This window comes from Catenuloplanes nepalensis (assembly GCF_030811575.1).
Taxonomy (GTDB): Bacteria; Actinomycetota; Actinomycetes; order Mycobacteriales; family Micromonosporaceae; genus Catenuloplanes; species Catenuloplanes nepalensis.
In genome coordinates this window covers 3,182,903-3,203,947 of record NZ_JAUSRA010000001.1, presented here as the reverse complement: position 1 = coordinate 3,203,947, position 21,045 = coordinate 3,182,903, and the positions used below count along the sequence as shown (strand labels likewise).

Genomic DNA, 21,045 nt, shown 5'->3' with positions numbered 1-21,045 from the left:
GGGGCACGTGCAAGCCCGCGGCCACGTCAGGAGCGCTCGAGCGCGTCCGCCTGGGCGGCGAACATCCGGGCCCGGAAGTTCTTGCCCTGCTCGGCGTAGCGGGTGGCGACGTCGCGGAGGCTGAAGATCACGTCCTGCCGGTACGCGCCGCGGGTCTGGACGTTCAGCGCCTGGTACAGCTGGAGTGACTCCTTGGCCGACTCAAGCGCCTCCTTCGGGCGGCCGGCCCGCGCCAGGGTCGCGGACGCGTCGGCCAGCGCCGCGCCGAGCAGCCCCGGATCGTCGCGGACCTCGTGCCGGGACAGCAGGACCGAACGGCCGGACGCGGCGATCGCCTCGGCGGGGCGGTCGAGGTGGGCGAGCGCGGTCGCCAGCGTGCTCAGCGACAGGGCCAGATCCGCCCGTCCGAGATGCTCGCGCAGCGACACCGACTCCTGGGCCGGGGGCAGCGCCTCCGCGTACCGTGCCAGGCCGTTGAAGGTCTGGGCGAGGCGGGCCAGCGCGTCGGCGAGCGCCGCTTCGGTGCCCGTGGTGGTGCGCAGCCAGGCGATCGTCTCCTCCCACAGCGCCACCGTGGCCGCCCGATCGCGTGCCCCGGCGATCCGCGCGACGGAGAAGACGATGTCCTCCGCGTGTGCCGGGTCGGCGAGCAGTGGGCGGCCCACGGCCAGGACCAGGCCGAACCCGACCTCGGCCGCCTCGCCCGAGCCCGCCTGCGCCAGCGCCAGGCTGACGACCCGCAGGTTCCGGACGAAACCGGCCCGATCCTCGGCGCTCTCCAGCGGGCCGGAGGCCTGCTCACCGAGCAGCACGTGGGCCTGCACCCGGTCATGGTCCAGGCCGGACTGCCCGGCCCGCAGGACGTCCAGCGCCATCAGCGCCTTCGCGACGCCGCCCGGGTCCGAGTCGCCGGACTCCCGGAGGAGCACCAGACCCTCGTGGTACGCGGATCCGTGCGGGTCGGCGGCCGCGAAGCCGAACAGCGAGCGTGCCAGCGCCGCCCGGTACCGGTCCGGGTCGGCCGCCACGAGTCGCCGCCGGATCTCCACCGCCTCGACGAGCGCGGTGCTGGCCTCGGCCGGCCTCCGGGACCGGGTCAGCCGGAACGCGAGGTTGTCCAGCGCGGTGGCCAGGCCCGGCTCGTCACCGAGTTCGCGGTGCAGGGCCACCGACTCCTCGGCCGGCGGCAGCGCCTCGGTCTCCCGGCCCACGCTGCCCAGGTGCCGTGAGGCGGTGGTCAGCAGCCCGGCCAGATCCGGCCGGTAGGCGGGATCGCCGGCGGCGAGGACCCGGTACCTGTCCACCAGGGACACGGCGGACACGGGCGCGTCCGGAATCCACTGCTCGTACCGCATGAGATTGTCCATCTGCACACGCAGCGCCGCCACGAGCTGCGCCTCCACTGCCCGCGCCGGGTCGAACTCCGCAGATCCCATGATCCCGGTGTATCAGGGCGGCACCACCCCGCACCCGGCGTCTCCCCGACGGATTCACAGCCCTTCCGGCGTCACCGTCATCGGGCGGAGCTTTTCTGGCAATCCAGGCTAAGATCGGCCAAAAGGATCATTGAGTGGTACGTGGGGTAGATCAACTCCGCTCGTTGATCTACCCCACGTCGGGTTCATGGGCCGCACCATGCTGCCCCGCGCCTACCGGGAACTACTCGGCATGACCGGCCTCATCACGGCGGCCGGCCTGGACTGGACCATCGTCCGCTTCAGCGCTCCCACGGACGGCCCGAAGAAGGGCGTCAAACGGTACGGCTTCTTCGGCACCGACCGGATCGGCATGGCCGTCACCCGCGCCGACATCGCCGCCTTCACCGCCGCGCAACTGACCGACGACCGGTTCCACCACGCCGCACCCGCGATCAGCAACTGACCGTCACGGCAGCGCCGCACGACTCCGGTGTCAGAGGCCCGCCTCGGGCTCGGTGTCCGCGGTGCGGGCACAGACAACGTGCGTGCGCACGCTCACGGGCAGCAGATTCAGCAGCGAGTTGATCGCGGGCAGCACCGAGGCGTCGCCCGGCCGGGGACCCGCCCGAGTTGAAGTCCGAGAGCCTCGGTTCCATCCATGCGATCGCGGTGCGCGACCCGGCCGCCAGGGTGCTGGTGGTCGCCGGCACCAGCGCGCGGAGCTGTGGACGGTCGAGTGAATGGCACAGGGCGTGCTGATTCTCGTGGAGCACCGCCACGGCGTACCCCCGCGTTTGTCATTGAACGGATTTCCGCTCGTCACGCGACCCGTTCCCGGCCGGGCGGGGACCGCGGAGGAGAACGCGCGCCGTTCGGCTCGGCCCGCGCGCGTCGGGCGGTCGTCCACTGTGTGCGGCCGTTCGCCGGAACCGGTGCGTGCCGCCCGAGCCGAGGGCGAAGAGGACACCGCCGAGTGCCGCCGTCACGCCGCAGAGCAGCAGCGTGGTGCGGTATCCGAACTGCTCGACCGTCACGCCGGCCAGGACGCCGGAGACCAGCAGGCCGGCCGCGGTCGCGTTGGAGAACAGGGTGGTGGCGCGCCCGGTGGCCGGTGCGAGGAGGTCCTGGAAGTAGCGGATGCCGGCCGCGCCGACGACGGCGATGCCGACGCCGCGGAGGACCTGCCCGGCGATCAGCATCGGCATGCCGGTGGACACCACGGTCACCGCGAAGTAGCAGGTGAACGCGCCGAACCCGCCGAGGATCAGCAGTCGCTGGCTGAACCGTTCGGGGATGGCGGTCAGGCCGAGCGTGGCGACCACCTCGACGGCGGCGCACACGCTGAACAGCACGCCGACCGAGGCCGGGCCCTGGTCCAGCGCGCGGGTGACGAACAGCGGCAGTGCCAGACTGCCGGCGAACATCGCGGTGAAGAACAGCGTGACGGCCGCGGTGACCAGGACCGGCGTGCCGCCCGGGGACGCGCCCGTCACCGTGACCGGCCCGGGCGGCGGCACGGTGAGCACGATCAGCGCGCTGGCGAGGAACACCGCGGCGGCCGTCCACATCAGAGCGCGGTAGCCGCCCCAGGACAGCATCAGCGCGCCGAGCAGAGGCCCGCCGGCCCAGGCGAGAGACCAGGCGGTGCGCAGCAGTGGCGCGGAGCGCTGCCCGGCCGCGCCCTCGCCGAGAACGGCGCGGGCGAGCGCGAACAGCTGCGGGAACGCCGCGCCCATCGCGCCGAGCACGGTCGCGGCCATCACCAGCAGTACCGGGAAGCTCGACACCCGGGGCAGCAGCACGTATCCGGCGGCGCCGATCAGGATCACCGTGATCGCGTAGACGCGGGCCGGCCGATGATCGAACCGCCGGCCCAGCCACCAGCTGACGGCCATGCCGGCGACGGCGAACACCGACGACCACACGCCGATCTGCAACGGTGTCAGGCCGACCTCGTCCGCACCGAACAGCACGATATAGGAGTTGATCATCGAGTCCGCGACGCCGAGCAGCAGAACGGCGGCGAACAACGCGAGAAAGGACATCGATCAGTCGTACCGTCCGGAAGCATTCGGCGACACCGGTTTATCCGCCGTCGTCGGGAGCGGACCGGGCCGGGTGGAGATGCCGCGCTCATGCCGACGTGTCGATGCCCGAGAGCGGCTGTTGCCGCATGCCGGACGGGCAGGCCGGTATCAAACGCCGGCCGGCCCACGTCCTGTTCCGTGCCGCGTCCGACGGAGGCGCGGCCGAGCGAGGGAGACGGCGGATGACCACAACGGCGACCGAGAAGACGATGAACGTGATAGCCCTCGGCAAGTGGAAGGATGCGACCCGCACGAAGCTGCGGGAGGACCTGACCCTCACCAGCCGGGCACGGCAGGCCGCCATGACCGTGGTCGAGGAGGCCGAGGCCGGCAGCACCATGTCGGCGCTGATGGACCGGATCGCCGCGGCCGTCGAGGGCGCCACACCGAAACCGGTGGAGGTCGCGAAGCCGGGCGCGTCCCAGCCCGAGGGCGACGCCGTCATCGCGCAGTTCGGCAGGACGTCCGCGGAGCGCCACGGGGGCGGCCTGCTCCTGCGGGCCGTCGCCCGGCAGGAGAGCGGCGCCGACCCGCTCGCGCAGTTCGCGGAGCTGAAGAGCTACATCGATCCCGAGATCCCGGCCGTGGGCACGCCCCGCGCCACGCTGAAGGCACGGCAGTACAACTCGGAGAAGTACTCCTACATTCGGTCCGACACGTCACTGATGCCGTTCAGCGGCCGCCAGTTCGGCTTCCTGCTCGACTGGACCAAGATCCACGGCCACGTGCTGCACGAACTCGACGGCAAGGCCCGCAAGCTGGCGATCTACGGGGAGGACGGGCAGACCGGGACCGCCGGCCCGAACCCGACCGTCGCCGCGGACAGCGACCTGACGCAGGCGGAGGTCGGCGCCGCGCTCGACCAGATGGTGCTGCTGCAGAACACCGCCAAGAGCGCCAATGCCCTGGTCACCGGCCACAACGAGGTGATCGGGCTGACCGCGACCCGCGACGCCTACCTGGGCGTGTTCTACGCCTGGCCCGGCGCGCTGCGCTACGACGAGTCGCTGCCGCCGGCGTCGAAGGTGCCGCTGGCCCGGCTGTGGCGTGACCGCACCGGCCAGCCGACCCTCAAGATCTACCGCTACGTCTACCAGACCGCGAACACCCCGGAGACCCACCGGCTGTTCGAGACCGGGGCGGGCGTATCGGAACTGGCCCTCATCGAGGAGATCGCGGCTGGGTAGTGGGTTCGCCGGGGGTCATTCGGGTTTGGTGTCGGTGGCGCCCCAGCGGAGTTGGACGGTGAGGTGGCCCTCGACCGTGGTCTTGGCGATCACGGCGCCGGCCTCGGCGTTGAGGCGGACGCCGAAGGTGATCGTCACCTCGTCGGGGTTGAGGCGGCCGTCGCGGAAGACGTCGAGCGCGCTGGCGGCCGCGTCACGGACCTCGGCCAGCGCGTCCTCGAAGCGGCGGCCGACGTCGGTGACCGTGCCGGAGGTGCGGCCCGCCGGGCGTACCCCCGGTTCGGTCTCGGAGACCTCGACCACCACCTGGCCGTCGGCGGTGGGGAAACGCAGCAGCTGGGTCATGCGGACCTCTCAGTCGGTGCAGGTCAGGCGCAGCCGGTCGGCGGCGACGGCGTCGGTGGCGGACAGCGTGTCGAGTTCGCGCAGCAGCGGTTCGGGCTCGCGGGCCGGGTCGGCGACCTGTTCCAGGACGGCCTGGTGGAACGCGCCGGACAGCGCGGCCGGCATGGCGTCGGAGGCGTCGAGGCAGAGGCGGCCGCCGTCGCGGAGTTCGGTGGCGACGGCGCGGCCGACCGCGTCGTAGCGTGCGTGCGCGGGGTCGACGTCCGGCCCGAAGATCGCGCCGCTGCTCTCGGTGACCCACAGGTCGCGGGCATGGGAGCTGTGCAGGTAGCGCAGCAGCGACGCCGCGGCGGGGCTGTCGGTGAGCAGCGCGGCGAAGTCGGCGCTGACCTCGCTGGCGTCCTTCCCGGTTCCGGTCGTGGCCGCCGGTGTCGGGAAGAACGCGTAGTCGGCTCCGGGTCGGGCGGTGTCGTCGCCGGCCGGGAATCGGTCGTAGGTGCCGGCGATGAACGAGCCCTGGTGGAACAGTGCGCATTCGCCGCGCATGAGCGCGTCGCCGGCGTCACCGAAGCCGGTGAGCAGCGCGCGGCGGGGCTGTGAGGCCGCCACCGGTCTGCTGCGCAGCAGGTCGGTCCAGGTGTTCCAGGCCGCGGCCACCTCGCCCGTCGCCCACGGCAGTTCGCCGGACACCCACCGCTGGTAGACGTCCGGGCCGGCCTGGTGCAGCAGCAGGTCCTCGACCCAGTCGGTGCCCGGCCAGCCCGGGGCGGACGGCGCGCTCATGCCGAGGCAGAGCGGTGCGCGGCCGGGCGTGGCCAGCGTGGCGGTGAGCGCGAGGAAGTCGGGCCAGGTCCGCGGGATGTCCTGGCCGGCGAGGTCGGCGGGCCGGTACCAGACGGCGCTCTTCAGGTCGGTCTTGAGCATCACCGCGTACGCCCGGGTGTCGCCGTCGGCGGAGCGGTGCCACAGGGCGCGGTTGTCGATCGCGAGCCCGCCGGGCGTGAGCGCGGGCGCGTTCGCGCCGTCCGGCGTGCCGAGCGGTTCCGAGATGCCCTCGCGTGCGTAGTAGGCCAGGTCACCGACGTTCGGCATGATCACGATGTCCGGCGGTGTGCCGTTCTGCACGGCCGAGCGCACGGCCTGGCCGATGGCCCGCGTACCCTCGTAATCGATCGTGACGTCGTGGTCCTCCTCGTAGCGGTCGAGCAGTCGCCGGAACGGGTCCCGTTCGTCGTCCTCGCCCGGCGCGCCGTTGTCGAGCCACGGTCCGAGCACGACGATGGCCCGGTCGGCGTCCCGCGGTCCGGCACAGCCGGCCGGCACGGCCGAGACACAGATCAAGACCGCCGCGAGGGTACGGGTGAGCGCTTGTCTTCTCATCGTGGGCGATACCTGTATTCCTCGATCCGGTGGCGCATCCCAGTCATGATCATCAAAATCGTGAGCGCGCCGAGCAGCACGATGAGCTCGATGCTGCCGGTCCGCTCGGCCGCGACCGTGGCGGTCTCCACCCGGGAAGCGGCGGCGGTGAGCGACGCCGCGTCGGGTGCGTCCGCGGCCGTCGCCGGGCAGCCGCTCACCTGCGGGTCCCCGGCCGCGAGCCGGGTGCTGAACTCGGCGATCGCCGCGCAGCCGTCGCTCTGCCGGGCGTCGTCGGTGGCGTGCCGGCCGGCGACCAGCGTGCCGAGCGCGCGGTGCGCCTCGTCGATGCTGCCGTCGGCACGCAGCGACAGGCCGGCGGACACTCCGATCGCGACGGCCAGCCCGGTCGCCAGCAGCAGCGGCAGGCTCAGCGTCCGCCGGAACCGGCGGGAGATCAGTACCTGGGTGTACGCGAGCAGCCCGAACAGCAGCAGGACGCTCAGCACCCAGAACGCGTGCACGGCCACCCACCGCGGGTCCGCGCCACCGGCCGGGCCGTCCGGCCCGATCGGGTCGTCGGCCAGGCGCTCGACCGTGGCGAGGCCCTGCATCCGCTCCCACTCCGCGACCGCGAGCGCGTCCAGCTGGACCAGGATCTCGCCGTGCAGCAGGTTGCCGGCGTATTGGCAGTAGGCGACCGCGAGCGGGTCGCGCGGGTTCGCGTTCACGTACACGTGCGCCTGCTCGATCATCCCCATGTAGGTGACGACCAGGCCCTGCACGATCTGCACGGCCTCACCGCCGGCGCTGGTCTCGGCCACGTCGCCGAGCTGCCGGCTGGCCACCGCTATCTCGTTCTGGTAGGTCACGCCGGGCCCGGCGATCGCGGCCGCGCCGCTGGCGAAGCTGCGCAGCGCGGCCGTGTGCGCCGCGATCAGCGAGGTCCGGGCCGCCGCCACGCCGCGGACCGCCGCGCCGGTGCCGGCCCGGACCGCGGCGGCGTCGGTGTGCGCCACCGCCAGCGCGGTGACCGAGGCGGCGACCGCGAGCACGGTCGCGGCCACCAGCGCCCACCGCAGCAGGACGAGGCGCCGGAAGGCCCGGGATCGCGCCGGCGCGGGCGGGTTCGTCATGCGGCCACGTCCGGCAGCGGGGTGCCGCAGTCGGCGCAGAAGTCGTCCTCCGGCGTGGGCCGGTAGCCGCAGGCCGGGCAGGTGCGGTCCCCGTGCGCGCGCTCGACCGGTGCGCCGGGCTCGCCGGGCTCGCCGGGCGTCTGCAGCTGGGACGACAGGTGCGGCTGGGACGCGGGCCTGACCTGGTAGATCTCCAGCGCCAGCAGGTCGTAGGGGCGCGGTGGCCGCAGCACCCGGACCGGCCCGCCGTCGCCCGCGGGTGCGACGATCCGGCCGAGCCGCTTGACCGCCTCGTCGTTGCCGGCCAGCCGGGCCAGCTCGTCGGCCTCGGCCCACGCGCGCCCCGCCTCGTCGTAGCGTTCCGCGTGGCACAGCTCGACGACGGCCTGGATCGCCCGGCCGGTCTCCGCCTGCAGCTGGTAGTACCCCAGGCTGGCGTCCACCTGGGAGGAGATCGCCGTGTCCTCGGTGCGGTGCACGACGATCGCCTCGGCCCGGCCCTGGCGCACGCCGTCGGTCCCGGTGAGCACCTCCGCCGTGCCGGCCCGGAAGTCCTCGCCCAGCTCACCGGCCGTGCCGATGGCCAGCCGGACGGAGTATTCCCGGATCTCCGTGCCGCCCCACGCGCCGAGCTCGGCCTCGACCGTGCGCCCGTCGACGCGGCGCAGGTGCTCGGTCAGGTCCGCGCTGGCCGGGAAGACCTGCTTGAGCTCGGCGACCGAGACGCCGTGCGCGGTCCGGATCCGCAGCCGTGCCTGCGCCACCCGCTTGGCGCCGGTGCCGCCGGCCAGCGCCGTGAAGTCCTCGACCAGCTCCGCCTCGCCGCGGATCGCCTCGGCGCCGCCGCCCAGCACGGACGCGATCCGGATCAGCTCGGCCGGGCTCCAGTCGTCGCCGATCCCGCGCGCGTCGCAGGAGAACGTGCCCTGGCAGGCGTCCAGGACCGCGTTCAGCGCCGCGCGGGTCTCGTGCTCGTTGCGCCCGTCGGTGAGCAGGATCGCGTGCCGGACCGCGCCGTGGTGCGGCGCCAGCAGCGTGCGCGCCTCGGTCAGCCAGGTGCCCATCGCGGTCCCGCCGCCCGGGATGATGTGCCGTATCGCGGCCTTGGCCTCGGCCCGGGTGCGCGGGTCCGCGATCGCGGTGCCGCCGCGCGGGTAGATCGGCCGGGCCTCGTGGTTGCCGGTCACCACGGCGAAGCGCATGCCGTCGCGCAACGCGTCGATCGCGGCGGCGGCCGCGTGCCGGGCCGCGGTCATCTTGGCCGGCGGCTGCTCCATCGAACCGGAGGAGTCGACGAGGATCACCTCGGCCGCCTCGGGCAGCGCCCCGGCGCCGCCGTCGGCGTGTGACTCCACGGCCAGGATCGCGTACAGGTCGGAGGCATCGATCGGGACGAACGTGTTCTGCCCGATCGAGAGCGAGAACAGCGACGGGTCGTTCACGCGCGGGGTCCTTTCATCAGTGCCGCCAGCCGGTGAGGAGGGTGCGGGTCCGCACGCGGTTGGCCAGGTCGACGAGCGCGTCCGACTCGTCCGGCCCGGCGGCCTGCCGGGCCAGGTCGCGCAGCGAGCGTTCGAGCAGGTCACGAAGCCCGTTGCGGGTGCACGGCGAGCCGAGGACGACCGGGTCGGCCGCGGCGGCGGTGACGCCGGTGTCCAGCGCGATCTGCCGGACCAGCGCGGTGAGTCGTTGCCGGGCCTTGCCGTCCGGCTCACCGTGGTCGAGACGCAACCGGTCCGGGCGGGTCAGCGTGGCGGCGCGCAGCACGTCGGCGGGCTGCGCGGCGTGGCCCACGACCGGTTCGACGAGCGCGCGGACCGCGGCGATCCGGGCGGCGTCGCGGTGCAGGGAGATCGCCGGGACCTCGTCCAGCACCGCGACCGCGCCGTCGCGGTCCTGCCGGGCCAGGCGGGTCCGGGCGAGGCCGAAGGCGGCGCTGACCATCGAGCGGTCGCGCCGCCAGACCGCGGTGTGGAGGCGTTCGGCCCGGTCGCTCTGTTGCAGCGACTCGGCGCACAGTGCCATCGCGAGTTTCGGTTCCGCCTCGCCGGGCAGCATGTCGCAGACGCCGGCGAACTGGTCGAGCGCGGCCTTGGTGCGGTGCTGGGCGAGCGCGGCCAGCCCGCGGAACCAGCCGAGGCGCCAGCGGTGACCGGGCTCGGGCAGCAGGGCCGCGGCGCGGTCCAGGATCTCCCAGGCCGCGTCCGGGTCGCCGAGTTCGAGGTGGGCGCGCGCACCGCGCAGCAGCAGCTCGGCCGAGTCGCCGGCGGAGTCCGCGGCGAGCAGGCCGAGCAGTTCCCGGGGGCCGGGGTCGTCGCCGCCGGCCAGGTAGCGCGCGGCAGGGTCGGCCGGGTCGACGCGGGGCAGCGGCAGCCCCGCCATGATCTCCTCCGGCTCCGGTGGCCGCTCCGCCCCGGCCGGGTCCGCCGGCGCGGTCCACCGGGTCAGCGGCGGCACCGATCCGAGGCCCGCGTCGATGAGCCGGGAGGTGGGCGCGAACCGGGCGGACGGCGCCCGCGACTCGATGCCGTGCCGAAGCCCGTTCAGCTCGTGCACCACGCCGGTGAGCTGCTCGGCGAACTCGGCCGCGCCGGCGAACCGGTCCTCGAGGTCGTCGGCGGTGGCGCGCCGGATCGCACGGCGGAACGACTCGGCCGCGACCGAGATCCCGCCCGGGTCCGCGCGGCCCAGCTCCGGTGACCTGTCGACTCCGGCGCGCAGCAAATATTCCAGGGTCTTGCCGAGGCTGAAGACGTCGGAGCGCACGGTGGCGCCGTGCTCCTTCAGTTCCTCCTTCGACGGCGCGAACGGTGGCGTGAACGCGCCGCCGCGGCCGGGTGGCTCGGTCACGCCGCCGAGGTCGATCAGGACGATCCGGTCGGCGCCGCGCATCACGTTGTCCGGCTTCAGATCGCAGTAGACGAGGCCCTGATCGTGCAGGTATTCGAGGGCTGCGAGGATCTGCAGGCCGTACCCGAGGACGTGGTCGAGCGGCATCGCGGCGCAGTCGACGTCGCGCCGCCCGCACCGGGCCCCGGCGCGCAGCGCGGTCAGCCGGGACTGCTGTAGCGAGTCACCGTCGATGTAGTCCATCACGATGTAGCCGAGGTGCTCGTCCATCTCCGCGTCGTAGTGGGTGACCGCGTTGTAGATCCGGACGATGTTCGGGTGGTCGAGCCGGGTGAGGTACTGCCGCTCCCGGACCGCCATCTCGGCGGCGCGTGCGTCGTTCGCGTTGACCAGGCCCTTGAGCACCACGTACCGGTTGTCGAGGTGCTCGTCGCGGGCCAGGAACACCCAGCCGAACCCGGAGCGGGCCAGCGGGCCCTCGATCCGGTACTGATCGGCGACCAGGTCGCCCGGTTTCAGCCTCGGCTCCAGCGAGAACGACTTGCCGCACTTCGGGCAGAAGCCCCGGACCCGGGGCGCGCCGGAGGCGGTGACCGGGTTCAGCCGGCCGTCGCAGCCGTCCCGGCCGCACCGGCGGACCGCGTCGAACGCGGTCGACTGTGCCATGATCCGGCTGGTGGGGTCGCGGGACGGCCAGGTCGGCATCGTGACGATGCCGTTGACCGACCACTGCCGGCCCGTCGTGCCGCAGCCGGGTGCGCCGCAGCCGCCGGGTGATGCGTCCGGTGCGGCCTGTGGCAGTGGACGGTGGTTGCACTCGCCGCAGAAACCGGTCTCGTCGATCTCTCCGGTGCATCCCGGCCGGTTGCATCTCATCGCCGCGGTCCCCTTACACCCTTGTCTCTGATCGCCTCCGCGTACCGCCGCACGGCCGCGTCCGCGCCGGGCAGATCGCACGGGTTCCGGTGGAGCAGCCGGTACGCGGCCCGGTGCAGCTCGTCGAGGTCGCGGTCCTCGACGTGGCCGGCCCGGATCGCCCGGTCCCGGTAGGCGCCGAGCAGTTGCCGCAGCTCGGCGCGCCGGGCGAGCAGCGCGTCGAGCGCCGTCACGGTCGCGGCCGCCCGGGACCGGGCCTCGTCGATCCGGTCCCGGAAGGACGGATGCCTCGACCGCTGCCCCGCCTGCGCCCGCAGCAGGTCCGCCGTGCGCCCGGGCCGGGGCACGTCGGCGACCCGGCGGGCCGTCTCCACGTACCGCTCCCACATGGCCTGTTCCTGGGCCGCGAGCTCGTCGAGGCGCGCGTCGATCCACGGGTCGGGCGGGGCCGACTGGTAGCCGCTGGCGGCCTTCTCCGCCGTCCGGTGGGCGACCGAGCCACCGCGCCGGAAGACCAGGACGACCCGGACCCGCTCCTCCCTCGACTCGATCAGGTCCCGCAGCTCGTGGACCAGCCGCTCCGGCTCGTGCGCCTCGTCCACGCCGGACACCACGACGGTCATCGGCGGCGCGCCGCCCGGATCGTGCAGGGCCGGCGGGGACACCCCGGCCCGGCGCGCGATCAGCTCGATCAGGTCGTCGGCGCCGAGGCCGGCCGCGTCCACGGCCAGGTCGACGCTGCCCGGCGGCACGTCCGGCCCGCCGATCCCGGCGGCCCGCAGCGCCGGGGCCTCCGTGCGGTCCGCGGTGAGCACCACGCGGTGCACGTCCACCGAGGCCGCGGACCCGGCGTCGCCGGCGACGACGACCAGCAGCGCCGGTGCGTCGTCCTCCTCGGCCAGCCAGCGCGCCAGGCGGTCGCCGGCGTCCGGCTGGCCGGGCAGCACGTCCGTGTTCCCGGTCGAGACCGCGATGCTCTGGAAACTGCCGTCGAGCGCGGGCGGGCCCTCGGCGAACCGGCGGATCATCGGCAGGTAACCGATGATCGTGTCGACCGGGATCATCCAGGAGATCGCGATCCCCTCGTCCTTGAACTCGCTGACCACCATGCCGATCACCCGCTCGGTCACCGGGTCGACGACGCCGGTGCCGCTGAAGCCGCGCTGCACCGGAACGCCTCGCCCGGCCGGTTCCAGCTGCATCCATTCGCCGCACGGGCCGCCGCGCGCGACCGGCCGCACGGTCGCCCACACACCCGAGTCGATCGAGGCGGGAAAGCCGTACGCCCGCAGTTCCGCACCGTCCGGCAGCGGGGCCGAGAGAAGCGTCGCGGCGCGCCGGTGGCACGGCTCGGCAACCCGCAGCAGGGCCAGGTCACCGCCGGTGCACTCGTCGCGCGGCACCCAGGCGTCCGGCACCACCTCGGCCGGCACCCCGCGGTCGTCGACCGGCAGGTCGGCGAAGGTCACCCGGACCGGCGGCGGCATGCGGCCGGCCACCGGAAAAGGATCAACGACATGCGCACAGGTCAATACGAACTCGCCGGGGAGAAGAATTCCCGCGCCGATCGTGGCACCGTCGTCACCGCAGACGCGGACCACCCACGGCGGCAGTGAGAACGCGTCGGTGGGCACGTCGCGACTCTATTCCGCGCGCACAAGGTCCGCAGGAACACGCACGTCAGGGCGCTGTCGCACAAAAGACATATCGAAGGGACATATTGTCTTCACGCGGTGATGATCGTCAAAGCGTCACGCCGCCGAGAACACCCGGAGCGAAACGGAGAAGATCAGGCCGGGGAGGACAAACGGTCGCGCAGGAGGGCGGTCAGGGCCGCGGTGTGCCGGGCCGGGAAGAAGTGGTCCCCGGGGAAGGTGTGCAGCTCGAACGCGCCGGTGGTGTGGCCGGACCAGGCCTGGGCCTCGTCCGGGGTGACCACCGGATCGTCGTCGCCGGTGAGCACGACTATCGGGCAGGTCAACGGCGGGCCGGGCGGCAGGCGGTAGGTCTCGGCGGCCTGGTAGTCGGCGCGGAGCACGGGCAGGATCATGGCGAGCAGGCCGGGCTCACCGAGGATGCGCGGGTCGGTGCCGCCGAGCGCCGCCAGCTCCGCGACGAGGCCCACGTCGTCGAGGCGGTACGTGCGCTCCTCGCGGTGCCGGGAGGGCGCGCGGCGACCGGAGGCGAACAGCGTCACCGGCTCGGCATCCAGCTCGGCGCGCATGCGCCGGGCCACCTCGAAGGCGACGGTGGCACCCAGGCTGTGGCCGAGGAAGGCCACCGGCCGGGTCAGCAGCGGGCGCAGCGCCGCGAAGGACTCGTCGGCCAGCTCGGCGATCGTGGTGCGGGGGCGTTCCGCATGGCGGTCCTGCCGGCCGGGGTACTGCAGCGCGACCACCTGGAGCGAGGACCGCAGGGCAGCGGAGAGCGGGTGGAACCAGGACGCGGAGCCGCCCGCGTACGGGAAACAGACGAGGGTGACGCGGCTGTCCGCGTCGTGGTGGAACCGGCGGATCCACGGGTCGCCGTCGAGGATGGCCATCCGGTCACCCCAGCCTGTCGATGAGGCTCTGCGGGCGCATGTCGGTCCAGGACCGGTCGACGTAGGCGAGGCAGTCGCCGTGGGCGGCCGGGCCGAAGACCGTCGACCAGCCCTCCGGCACGCCGACGGGCGCGGGCCACAGGGCGTGCTGGTTCTCCTGGTTCACCACCACGACGTACGCCCGCGTTTCGTCGTCGAACGGGTTTCCGCTCATCACGCGACCCACTCCAACCGTGCCGGCGAACGGGGAACAACGAATGAGAATGCGCGCCATCAGGCTCGACCCGGTCACCATTTGATCATCCCGATGCATGCCTGTCAAGGAAACCAATGGTGACCAGCGCGTCTTTGGCATCCGTTCACATTAGAGTTCGTAATGGTTCAGGTCTCGGTACTGTGCGTTTTTCTTGACACGGTCTGAGCCGGTCCGGCCTACTTGGACCGCAATGGACCCAGCCAATGGAGTGCCCGACGTGACATTCTCTAATGGACCGTTGCGACTATATCCGGTGTCGTTCCCGCAGGAGCAGGCCTGGTTCCTGCACCGGTTCTCGCCGGACGACACGGCCCATCAGGCGCTGGTCACGGTCCGGGTGCGCGGCCCGCTGGACCTGGACCGGGTCGACCGGGCCGTCACCGCGCTCCATCGGCGGCACGAGATCCTCCGCTCCACCTATGTGGAGTCGGACGGGCGGCCGTGGCAGACGGTGCATCCGCCGGAGCCGATTCCGGTCAAGCGACTCGACATCGGCGACGTGCGCGACGAACAACAGAGGATGCTGGCCGGGATCGTCTCCCGGGAATTGCACGAGCCGTTCGACCTGACGCGTCTGCCACTCATTCGCTGGACCGTTGTGCGGCTGTCGGACGAGGAATACGACATCATCATCGTGCAGAATCACCTGCTGTACGACGGATGGTCCTCCGCGCTGCTGATGCGCGAATTCGAGGCGTTGTACAACGCGGTCACCGAGCAGGCCGGCCCGCCGGTGCGGTACCGGGACTTCGCGCGCGCCCAGCGGGAGGCCCTGCCTGGCGCGCTGCTCGCCCGCGTGCGCGGCCGGCTCGGCGAGCTTCCGCCCCGGCTGGAGCTGCAGACGGACCACCCGAGGCCGGGCACGCCGCGGTTCCGCGGGGAGACGCTGCGGGCGGACCTGCCGGACGTGCTGACCGCGGCGCTGCGCGCGCACGGAACGCCGTTGTTCAGCACCATGCTCGCGGCGTTCTACACGTTCCTGTACCGCTGCACCGGGCAGCGCGACATCTGCGTCGGATCGTCGTTCGCCGGCCGGCCGGCCGGCACCGAGGATCTGATCGGGCCGCTCGTCAACACGGTGCTGCTGCGGCACGAGGTCGATGCCACGCTCGGCTTCGCGGAGCTGACCGGCGCGGTGGACCGCATGGTGCGCGACGCCCGCCAGGACGAGCTGCTGCCGTTCGCGGAGCTGGTCCGGGCGCTCAATCCCGCCCGGGAGCCGGGCCGGAACCCGCTGACCGACGTCCTGTTCAGCATGGACGACGCCCCGATTCCGCCGCTTCGCCTCGGCGGTGCGGCCGGGACGGTCGTCGAGCACGGGAACGGCGCGGCGCGGACGGACCTGAACGTCGTGGTGCTCGCGCGCGACGAGCGGACGATCACCATGCTCTGGGAGTACGACGCCGACCTGTTCGACGGCGCGACGATGGGCCGGATGGCCGACGGATACCTGCGCCTGCTGACCGACGCGCTCGCCCGGCCCGGTGCGCCACTGTTCGCCCTGGACGTGCTCGGCGACGAGGAGCGCGTTCGGCTGCTGGAGGAGTGGAACCCGGAGCGCCACCGGCCCGGCTTCCCCCCGGTCCACCGGGCGGTCCGGGAGCAGGCCCGGAACACACCGGACGCGCCGGCCATCCGCGACGGGGACCGCACGGTCAGCTACGCCGAGCTGGTCGCCGCAGCGGACGCGCTGGCCGCCGTGCTGCGCGCCCACGGCGTGCTGCCCCGCACGGTGGTGGGCATGTGCCTGCCGCGCGGCGCGGACCTGGTGATCGCCGAGCTGGCCGTGCTGTGCGCCGGCGCCGCCTACCTGCCGCTGGACCCGGACAATCCGCCGGCGCGCCTGGCCGGGCAGTTCGATGCGGCCGGCGCGGTCCTGATCGTCACGGACAGCGCGCGCCGGCACCGCCTGCCGGACCACGTCGCGCGCCTGCTGATGGACCGGCTGCCGCGCGAAGAACGAACACCCCAGGAACACAGAATCCACCAAGGCGGTACGGACTCCGGCGGCGCGCCGCAAGCCGGCAGCGCGCCGGACACGGCCGCGCCCGAGGATCTCGCCTATCTGATCGCGACGTCCGGGTCGACCGGGGCGCCGAAGATCGTGATGGTCGAGCACCGGTCGCTGGCCAACGTGGTCGCCTGGCGCCGCCGGCGCTGCGATCTCGGGCCGGCCGACCACGTCGCCCAGATCGCCTCCCCCGGATTCGACCCGTCCGTGACGGACATCTGGCCCACGCTGACCGCCGGCGCGGTCCTGCACGTGCCCGACCAGGACACCAAGCTCGACCCGGAGCGGCTGCGCTCCTGGATGGCCGATGCGGGGATCACCGTCACGGAGCTGCCCACCGCGCTGGCCGAGCGGGTGCTGGCACTGCCCTGGCCGGCCGCGGCGGCGCTGCGGACGCTGATCATCGGTGGTGACCGGCTCCGGGTCCGGCCGCCCGCGGGCCTGCCGTTCCGGGTGCTCAACGAGTACGGCCCGACCGAGGCGGCCGCGACCACCACGGCCGGGCAGATCGAGCCGGCCGCACACATCGAGCCGGCTTGGGCCTCGGCCGGACCACCCGACATCGGCCGGCCGATCGACGGCGTGAGCGTCTACATTCTGGACGCGTGGCGGCAGCTGGTGCCGCCGGGTGCGCCGGGCGAGCTGTGGATCGGCGGGGCGGGCGTGGCGCGCGGCTATCACGGCGCGCCCGGGCTGACCGCGGACCGTTTCGTGCCGGACCCGTTCTCCGGCGTACCGGGTAGCCGGATGTACCGCACCGGCGACCTGGCCCGGCACCTGCCGAGCGGGCTGATCGACTTCATCGGGCGCCGGGACCGCCAGATCAAGCTGCGTGGCTACCGGATCGAGCCGGTGGAGATCGTCGAGGCGCTGCGCGCGCACCCGGCGGTCGCCGACGCGGTGGTGCTGGCCAGGACCGGCCCGGACGGGGGCGAGAAGCGGCTGGTCGCCTACCTCGAGGCGGCGGACCGGCCGGGACTGCGGCAGCAGATCCGGGAGCACCTCGCCGACCGGGTGCCGCGATACATGATCCCGTCCGACGTGGTGGTGCTGGACTCGCTGCCGATCAACCGGAACGGCAAGGTGGACGAGCGGGCGCTGCCGCCGCTCGGACCGGCCGAGCCCGCTCCCGGCTTCCGGGCGCCGCGCACCGAGACCGAGCGGTGGCTGGCCGAGGCCTGGTGTGCCGTGCTGCGGCTGGACCGGGTCGGGCTGGACGACAACTTCTTCGAGATCGGCGGGCACTCGCTGCTGCTGTTCGAGGTGCAGCGGGCGGTCGCGGCGCGGGGCCACGACGTGTCCATCGTGACGTTCTTCGAGTACGCGACGATCGAGCACCTGGCGGCGCATCTGGACGGGGGCGGGCCCGGCCGGACGGTGTTGCGCGGCGCCGGGCGCACCCGGCTGGCCGCACGCCGGGAAACCCTGCGCGCGGCCAATCGAAATGCGTCGTGAATGGTCCTACAGCAGCGCACCGGCTTCGTGAGGAGCGACCTCACGAAGCCGGGGAATGCGGGAGAACAACGGCGGCAGAAATGACAACGCATTGAGGGCGGCGGCCATCCAGAAGACGCCCGGAAGCCCGATGTGGCCGACCAGTAGCCCGCCGCCGGCCGCACCGATCGGAATGACACCCCAGGTGGCGAAACGGAACACCGAATTCATCCGTCCCAGCATGTGCGGGGGCGTCACGGCCTGGCACAGGCTGACCTGGAGGACGTTGAAGACGAATGCGCCGAGATAGGCGACGAACATTCCGGTCGCGAACGTGACCGCGCCGGTGGAGAGCGGCAGGATCGCCGATCCGGCGGTGAACGCCACGATCGACACCATGAACGTCGGGCCGGTGCCGAACCGGCGGGCGAGCGGCTCCGCGATCAGCGCGCCGACCACGCCGCCGCCGTTGCCGACCGCGAGCGCGACGCCGATCGCGGCCGGGCTCAGCGCCAGCTGCTCGGTCGCGAACACCACCTGAAGTGCGAGGATGATCGCGGAGGCGAGCTCGGCGAGCGTGGCGCACAGCAGCAGCGGGCGCATCAGCGGGTGCCGGAAGACGAAGCGCAGGCCCTCGCCGATGTCGCCGCGCAGGGTGTTCCGCACGGCCGGCACCTCGACCGGCGGGGGCTTGCGGATGCGCAGCACGAAGTACGCCGAGGCCAGGTAGGTGACCACGTCGGCGAGCACCGCCAGCGGGGCGGTGAGCCACTGCACCATCACGCCGCCGATGGCCGGGCTGCCGATCTGCGAGACGGAGCGGGACAGCTCCAGCTTGCCGTTCGCGTCGACCAGGCGATCCTGGGCGACCAGCGTGGGCAGGACGGACAGCTGCGCGACGTCGTAGAACAGGGTGCCGAGACCGATCAGGAAGGTCACCACGTAGAGCAGCGGCATGCTCAGCATGCCGAGGGCAAGCGCGATCGGCACGGCGAGCAGCGCCACCGCCCGGACCAGGTCGGACGCGATCATCACGGCGCGCAGTGGCAGCCGCTCCACCCAGACGCCGGCGGGCAGGCCGATGAGCAGGATGGGCAGGTACTCCACGGCCCAGAGCAGGCCGATCTCGAACGGGGTGGCGTCCAGCAGCAGCAGTGCCACCAGCGGCATGGCCAGCAACGTGATGCCGGTGCCGAACAGGCTGGTGGTCTGCGACGTCCACAGGTTGCGGTAGTCCGCGACGGCCCACAGGCTCCGGCGCCAGGCGGTCGTCTTGAGCATGGGTGTCCTTCGAGGTGGGGTGGCAATGGAGTGCGAATCAGACCGCCGATGTCGAATTCCCTGTTTACAGGTCTGAATTGGATTGGCGCGTCATTCGCCCGAGAAATTCTGCCAAGCATCGGTGGTGAAAGGCCGAACGGTCAATGTGCGCGGCATGAATGAATGCATCACGGAATGTCTGCCTGTTGTTCACCAGTTCATTTCCTGGGATCGCCGGATCGGGTGACTAGGCTCCAACCGGCACTGCGCCACACCTCTACGAGTGTGATTGCCTGTTCGGCGTTTCTCTCCGTCGTGCCGGCGTCCCGATCGATTCCGACCGGAGACCACCAATGAACACTGAGGATGTTGACGACAGCGGCTTCATCGCTGTCATTGCCATGGCCGGCCGCTTCCCGGGAGCGCCGGACGTCGAGACCTTCTGGGACAACCTGCGCGCGGGCCGGGAGTCGGTGCCGGACGGGGACGTGCCGTCCTTCGCCCTGCTGGACGGCCCGGAGCTGTTCGACGCCGGCTTCTTCGGCTACTCCCCCGAGGACGCCCTGATCACCGACCCGCAGCACCGGCTGCTGCTGGAGTGCGCGCACGAGGCCCTGGAGCGGGCCGGGCACGGCGGCCCGGAACGGCTGCCGACCGGTGTCTTCGTCGGCGGGTCCATCACCGACCATGCCGCGCTGGTCCGCACCTGGTCGCGCACCAGCGGTGTCCCGGTCTCCGAGTCCCGCGTCCAGCAGGGCAACGACGTCGACTTCCTCGCCAACCGGGTCTCGTACCGGCTGGGCCTGACCGGGCCCGCCATGGCCGTGCAGTCGGCCTGCTCGTCCTCGCTGGTGGCGGTGCACGTGGCGATCGGCGCGCTGCTCGCCGGCGACTGCGCGATGGCGATCGCCGGCGGTGCCTCGGTGCCGGCCGAGGTCCCGCCGCTGCATCACGACCCGGACGACATCTTCGCCGACGACGGGCGGTGCCGCCCGTTCGACGCGAAGGGCCGCGGCACCGTGCGGGCGAGCGCGGTCGGCCTGGTGGTGCTCCGCCCGCTCGCGGAGGCGCTGGCGGACGGCGACCACGTGCATGCGGTCATCCGCGGCACCGCGGTGAACAACGACGGCCGGCGCACGATGGGCTTCCACGTGCCCGGCGTGGCCGGTCCGGCCGAGGCGGTCCGGACCGCGCACCTGGTGGCCGGCGTCGGCGCGGACGAGATCGGCTACGTGGAGGCGCACGGCACCGGCACCGCGCTCGGCGACCCGATCGAGGTCGCGGGGCTGACCAGGGCGTTCCGCGAGAGCACGGACCGGGCGGGGTTCTGCCGGATCGGCTCGGTCAAGGGCAACGTCGGGCACGCCGACGCGGCGGCCGGGATCGTCGGCCTGATCAAGACGGTGCTCTGCGTGGAACACGGGGTGCTGCCCGCCAGCCTCAACTTCGACGCGCCGAACCCGGCGATCGACTTCGCGTCCTCCCCGTTCGTCGTCAACGACCGGACCGTGCCGTGGGAGTCCGGCGGACGGCCGCGGATCGCCGGCACGAACGTGCTCGCGGTCGGCGGCACCAACGCGCACGCGGTCGTGGCCGAGGCGCCGGCCGCGCTTCCGGGCACTCCCGGGCGGCCGGAGCAGTTGCTGGTGCTGTCCGCGCGGACCGCGCCGGCGCTGGACGAGGCGGCCCGCAGGCTGGCCGATCACCTCGAACGGCACCCGGACATCGACCTCGCCGACGTCGCCTGGACGCTGCAGACCGGCCGCGCGACGCACGCCGAGCGCCGGTTCGTGGTCGCGCCGGATGTGCCCGCGGCGATCACGGCTCTGCGCACCGGCACGAGCGGCGAGCACGCGGACGGCAGGCGCTGGGCCGCCGGAGAGAGCGTCGACTTCGCCGCCCTGCACACCGGTGAGCGGCGCCGCCGCGTGCCCCTGCCCACCTACCCGTTCGAACGGCTTCCCTACCTGATCACCTCCCCCGGCATCACCTCCCCCGACCAAGGAGAGCACCGTCCATGAGTGACAACGACATCGAGCGCACCATCCGGAACATGCTGGTCAACGACCTGTTCGTCGAGGTCCCGGCCGACCGGATGAACGCCGACGACCGGCTGCGCACCGACTACGGCCTGGACTCCCTCGGCTTCGTCGAGCTGCGCGTGCAGTGCGAGGACACGTTCGGCATCACCATCTCCGACGCCGACTTCACCCCGGAGAACTTCACCAGCGTGAAGTCGGTCGCCGACCTCGTCCGCTCGCTGCAGAGCGCGAAAGCCGCCTGA

16 protein-coding genes are annotated in these 21,045 nt (G+C 72.9%); 5 read left to right on the top strand and 11 right to left on the bottom strand.

Annotated features, from left to right (window positions below):
• Positions 1-26: 26 nt before the first annotated feature.
• Complete coding sequence (locus tag J2S43_RS13570; protein ID WP_306829356.1) at positions 27-1,436, bottom strand: tetratricopeptide repeat protein; 1,410 nt, start codon at positions 1,434-1,436, stop codon at positions 27-29.
• A 187-nt stretch (positions 1,437-1,623) separates the two neighbouring features.
• On the opposite strand from J2S43_RS13570, the gene J2S43_RS13565 reads away from it, so the two are divergent.
• Entirely contained in the window at positions 1,624-1,881 is a 258-nt protein-coding gene (locus tag J2S43_RS13565; RefSeq protein WP_306829354.1) for an NAD(P)H-binding protein, read from the top strand.
• Positions 1,882-2,215: 334 nt separating this feature from the next.
• Here J2S43_RS13565 and J2S43_RS13560 read toward each other — a convergent pair whose 3' ends face one another.
• Positions 2,216-3,463 carry a sugar efflux transporter gene (locus J2S43_RS13560; RefSeq protein WP_306829352.1) on the bottom strand — a complete coding sequence of 416 codons (1,248 nt, stop codon included), beginning with the start codon at positions 3,461-3,463 and terminating at the stop codon, positions 2,216-2,218.
• 224 nt (positions 3,464-3,687) lie between these two features.
• On the opposite strand from J2S43_RS13560, the gene J2S43_RS13555 reads away from it, so the two are divergent.
• The gene (locus tag J2S43_RS13555; protein ID WP_306829351.1) at positions 3,688-4,692 is read left to right on the top strand and encodes a hypothetical protein; all 1,005 of its coding nucleotides are present in this window, start codon (positions 3,688-3,690) and stop codon (positions 4,690-4,692) included.
• Positions 4,693-4,707: 15 nt separating this feature from the next.
• Here J2S43_RS13555 and J2S43_RS13550 read toward each other — a convergent pair whose 3' ends face one another.
• From J2S43_RS13550 to J2S43_RS13515, 8 genes are all read right to left on the bottom strand, one after another.
• Positions 4,708-5,037, bottom strand: a complete 330-nt coding sequence (locus J2S43_RS13550; RefSeq protein WP_306829349.1) for a CU044_2847 family protein — start codon at positions 5,035-5,037, stop codon at positions 4,708-4,710.
• A gap of 9 nt (positions 5,038-5,046) precedes the next feature.
• The gene (locus tag J2S43_RS13545; RefSeq protein ID WP_306829348.1) at positions 5,047-6,417 is read right to left on the bottom strand and encodes an ABC transporter substrate-binding protein; all 1,371 of its coding nucleotides are present in this window, start codon (positions 6,415-6,417) and stop codon (positions 5,047-5,049) included.
• Complete coding sequence (locus J2S43_RS13540; protein ID WP_306829347.1) at positions 6,414-7,532, bottom strand: GlnX family signal transduction membrane protein; 1,119 nt, start codon at positions 7,530-7,532, stop codon at positions 6,414-6,416. Before J2S43_RS13540 ends, J2S43_RS13545 begins: the two co-directional genes overlap by 4 nt.
• On the bottom strand, positions 7,529-8,974 hold the full coding sequence (locus J2S43_RS13535; protein ID WP_306829346.1) for a vWA domain-containing protein: 1,446 nt from the start codon (positions 8,972-8,974) through the stop codon (positions 7,529-7,531). The genes J2S43_RS13540 and J2S43_RS13535 overlap by 4 nt, the downstream gene beginning before the upstream one ends.
• A 16-nt stretch (positions 8,975-8,990) precedes the next feature.
• The gene (locus J2S43_RS13530) at positions 8,991-11,258 is read right to left on the bottom strand and encodes a serine/threonine-protein kinase (protein WP_306829345.1); all 2,268 of its coding nucleotides are present in this window, start codon (positions 11,256-11,258) and stop codon (positions 8,991-8,993) included.
• Positions 11,255-12,892, bottom strand: coding sequence for a S1 family peptidase (locus tag J2S43_RS13525; RefSeq protein WP_306829343.1), 1,638 nt, complete (start codon positions 12,890-12,892; stop codon positions 11,255-11,257). Before J2S43_RS13525 ends, J2S43_RS13530 begins: the two co-directional genes overlap by 4 nt.
• 155 nt (positions 12,893-13,047) lie before the next feature.
• Positions 13,048-13,800 carry a thioesterase II family protein gene (locus J2S43_RS13520; protein ID WP_306829342.1) on the bottom strand — a complete coding sequence of 251 codons (753 nt, stop codon included), beginning with the start codon at positions 13,798-13,800 and terminating at the stop codon, positions 13,048-13,050.
• Between the two features lie 4 nt (positions 13,801-13,804).
• Positions 13,805-14,014: an MbtH family protein gene (locus tag J2S43_RS13515; protein WP_306829341.1), complete on the bottom strand. Its 210-nt coding sequence runs from the start codon at positions 14,012-14,014 to the stop codon at positions 13,805-13,807.
• 280 nt (positions 14,015-14,294) lie between these two features.
• Between J2S43_RS13515 and J2S43_RS13510 the strand changes: the two genes are divergently transcribed.
• Complete coding sequence (locus J2S43_RS13510; RefSeq protein WP_306829339.1) at positions 14,295-17,522, top strand: non-ribosomal peptide synthetase; 3,228 nt, start codon at positions 14,295-14,297, stop codon at positions 17,520-17,522.
• Between the two features lie 6 nt (positions 17,523-17,528).
• Here the strand turns inward: J2S43_RS13510 and J2S43_RS13505 are convergent, their stop codons facing one another.
• A complete protein-coding gene (locus J2S43_RS13505; RefSeq protein WP_306829338.1) occupies positions 17,529-18,782 on the bottom strand; it encodes an MFS transporter in 1,254 nt (417 codons plus the stop codon).
• A 332-nt stretch (positions 18,783-19,114) separates the two neighbouring features.
• On the opposite strand from J2S43_RS13505, the gene J2S43_RS13500 reads away from it, so the two are divergent.
• Complete coding sequence (locus J2S43_RS13500; protein WP_306829337.1) at positions 19,115-20,782, top strand: beta-ketoacyl synthase N-terminal-like domain-containing protein; 1,668 nt, start codon at positions 19,115-19,117, stop codon at positions 20,780-20,782.
• A complete protein-coding gene (gene amcB / locus J2S43_RS13495; RefSeq protein ID WP_306829336.1) occupies positions 20,779-21,045 on the top strand; it encodes a cispentacin biosynthesis acyl carrier protein AmcB in 267 nt (88 codons plus the stop codon). The genes J2S43_RS13500 and amcB overlap by 4 nt, the downstream gene beginning before the upstream one ends.

What these genes read in the sequence shown, in the direction of transcription:
- J2S43_RS13570 (WP_306829356.1), bottom strand. Translation starts at nt 1,436, where the DNA reads ATGGGATCTGCGGAGTTCGACCCGGCGCGGGCAGTGGAGGCGCAGCTC.
- J2S43_RS13565 (WP_306829354.1), top strand. Translation starts at nt 1,624, where the DNA reads ATGGGCCGCACCATGCTGCCCCGCGCCTACCGGGAACTACTCGGCATG.
- J2S43_RS13560 (WP_306829352.1), bottom strand. Translation starts at nt 3,463, where the DNA reads ATGTCCTTTCTCGCGTTGTTCGCCGCCGTTCTGCTGCTCGGCGTCGCG.
- J2S43_RS13555 (WP_306829351.1), top strand. Translation starts at nt 3,688, where the DNA reads ATGACCACAACGGCGACCGAGAAGACGATGAACGTGATAGCCCTCGGC.
- J2S43_RS13550 (WP_306829349.1), bottom strand. Translation starts at nt 5,037, where the DNA reads ATGACCCAGCTGCTGCGTTTCCCCACCGCCGACGGCCAGGTGGTGGTC.
- J2S43_RS13545 (WP_306829348.1), bottom strand. Translation starts at nt 6,417, where the DNA reads ATGAGAAGACAAGCGCTCACCCGTACCCTCGCGGCGGTCTTGATCTGT.
- J2S43_RS13540 (WP_306829347.1), bottom strand. Translation starts at nt 7,532, where the DNA reads ATGACGAACCCGCCCGCGCCGGCGCGATCCCGGGCCTTCCGGCGCCTC.
- J2S43_RS13530 (WP_306829345.1), bottom strand. Translation starts at nt 11,258, where the DNA reads ATGAGATGCAACCGGCCGGGATGCACCGGAGAGATCGACGAGACCGGT.
- J2S43_RS13520 (WP_306829342.1), bottom strand. Translation starts at nt 13,800, where the DNA reads ATGGCCATCCTCGACGGCGACCCGTGGATCCGCCGGTTCCACCACGAC.
- J2S43_RS13515 (WP_306829341.1), bottom strand. Translation starts at nt 14,014, where the DNA reads ATGAGCGGAAACCCGTTCGACGACGAAACGCGGGCGTACGTCGTGGTG.
- J2S43_RS13505 (WP_306829338.1), bottom strand. Translation starts at nt 18,782, where the DNA reads ATGCTCAAGACGACCGCCTGGCGCCGGAGCCTGTGGGCCGTCGCGGAC.
- J2S43_RS13500 (WP_306829337.1), top strand. Translation starts at nt 19,115, where the DNA reads ATGAACACTGAGGATGTTGACGACAGCGGCTTCATCGCTGTCATTGCC.
- amcB (WP_306829336.1), top strand. Translation starts at nt 20,779, where the DNA reads ATGAGTGACAACGACATCGAGCGCACCATCCGGAACATGCTGGTCAAC.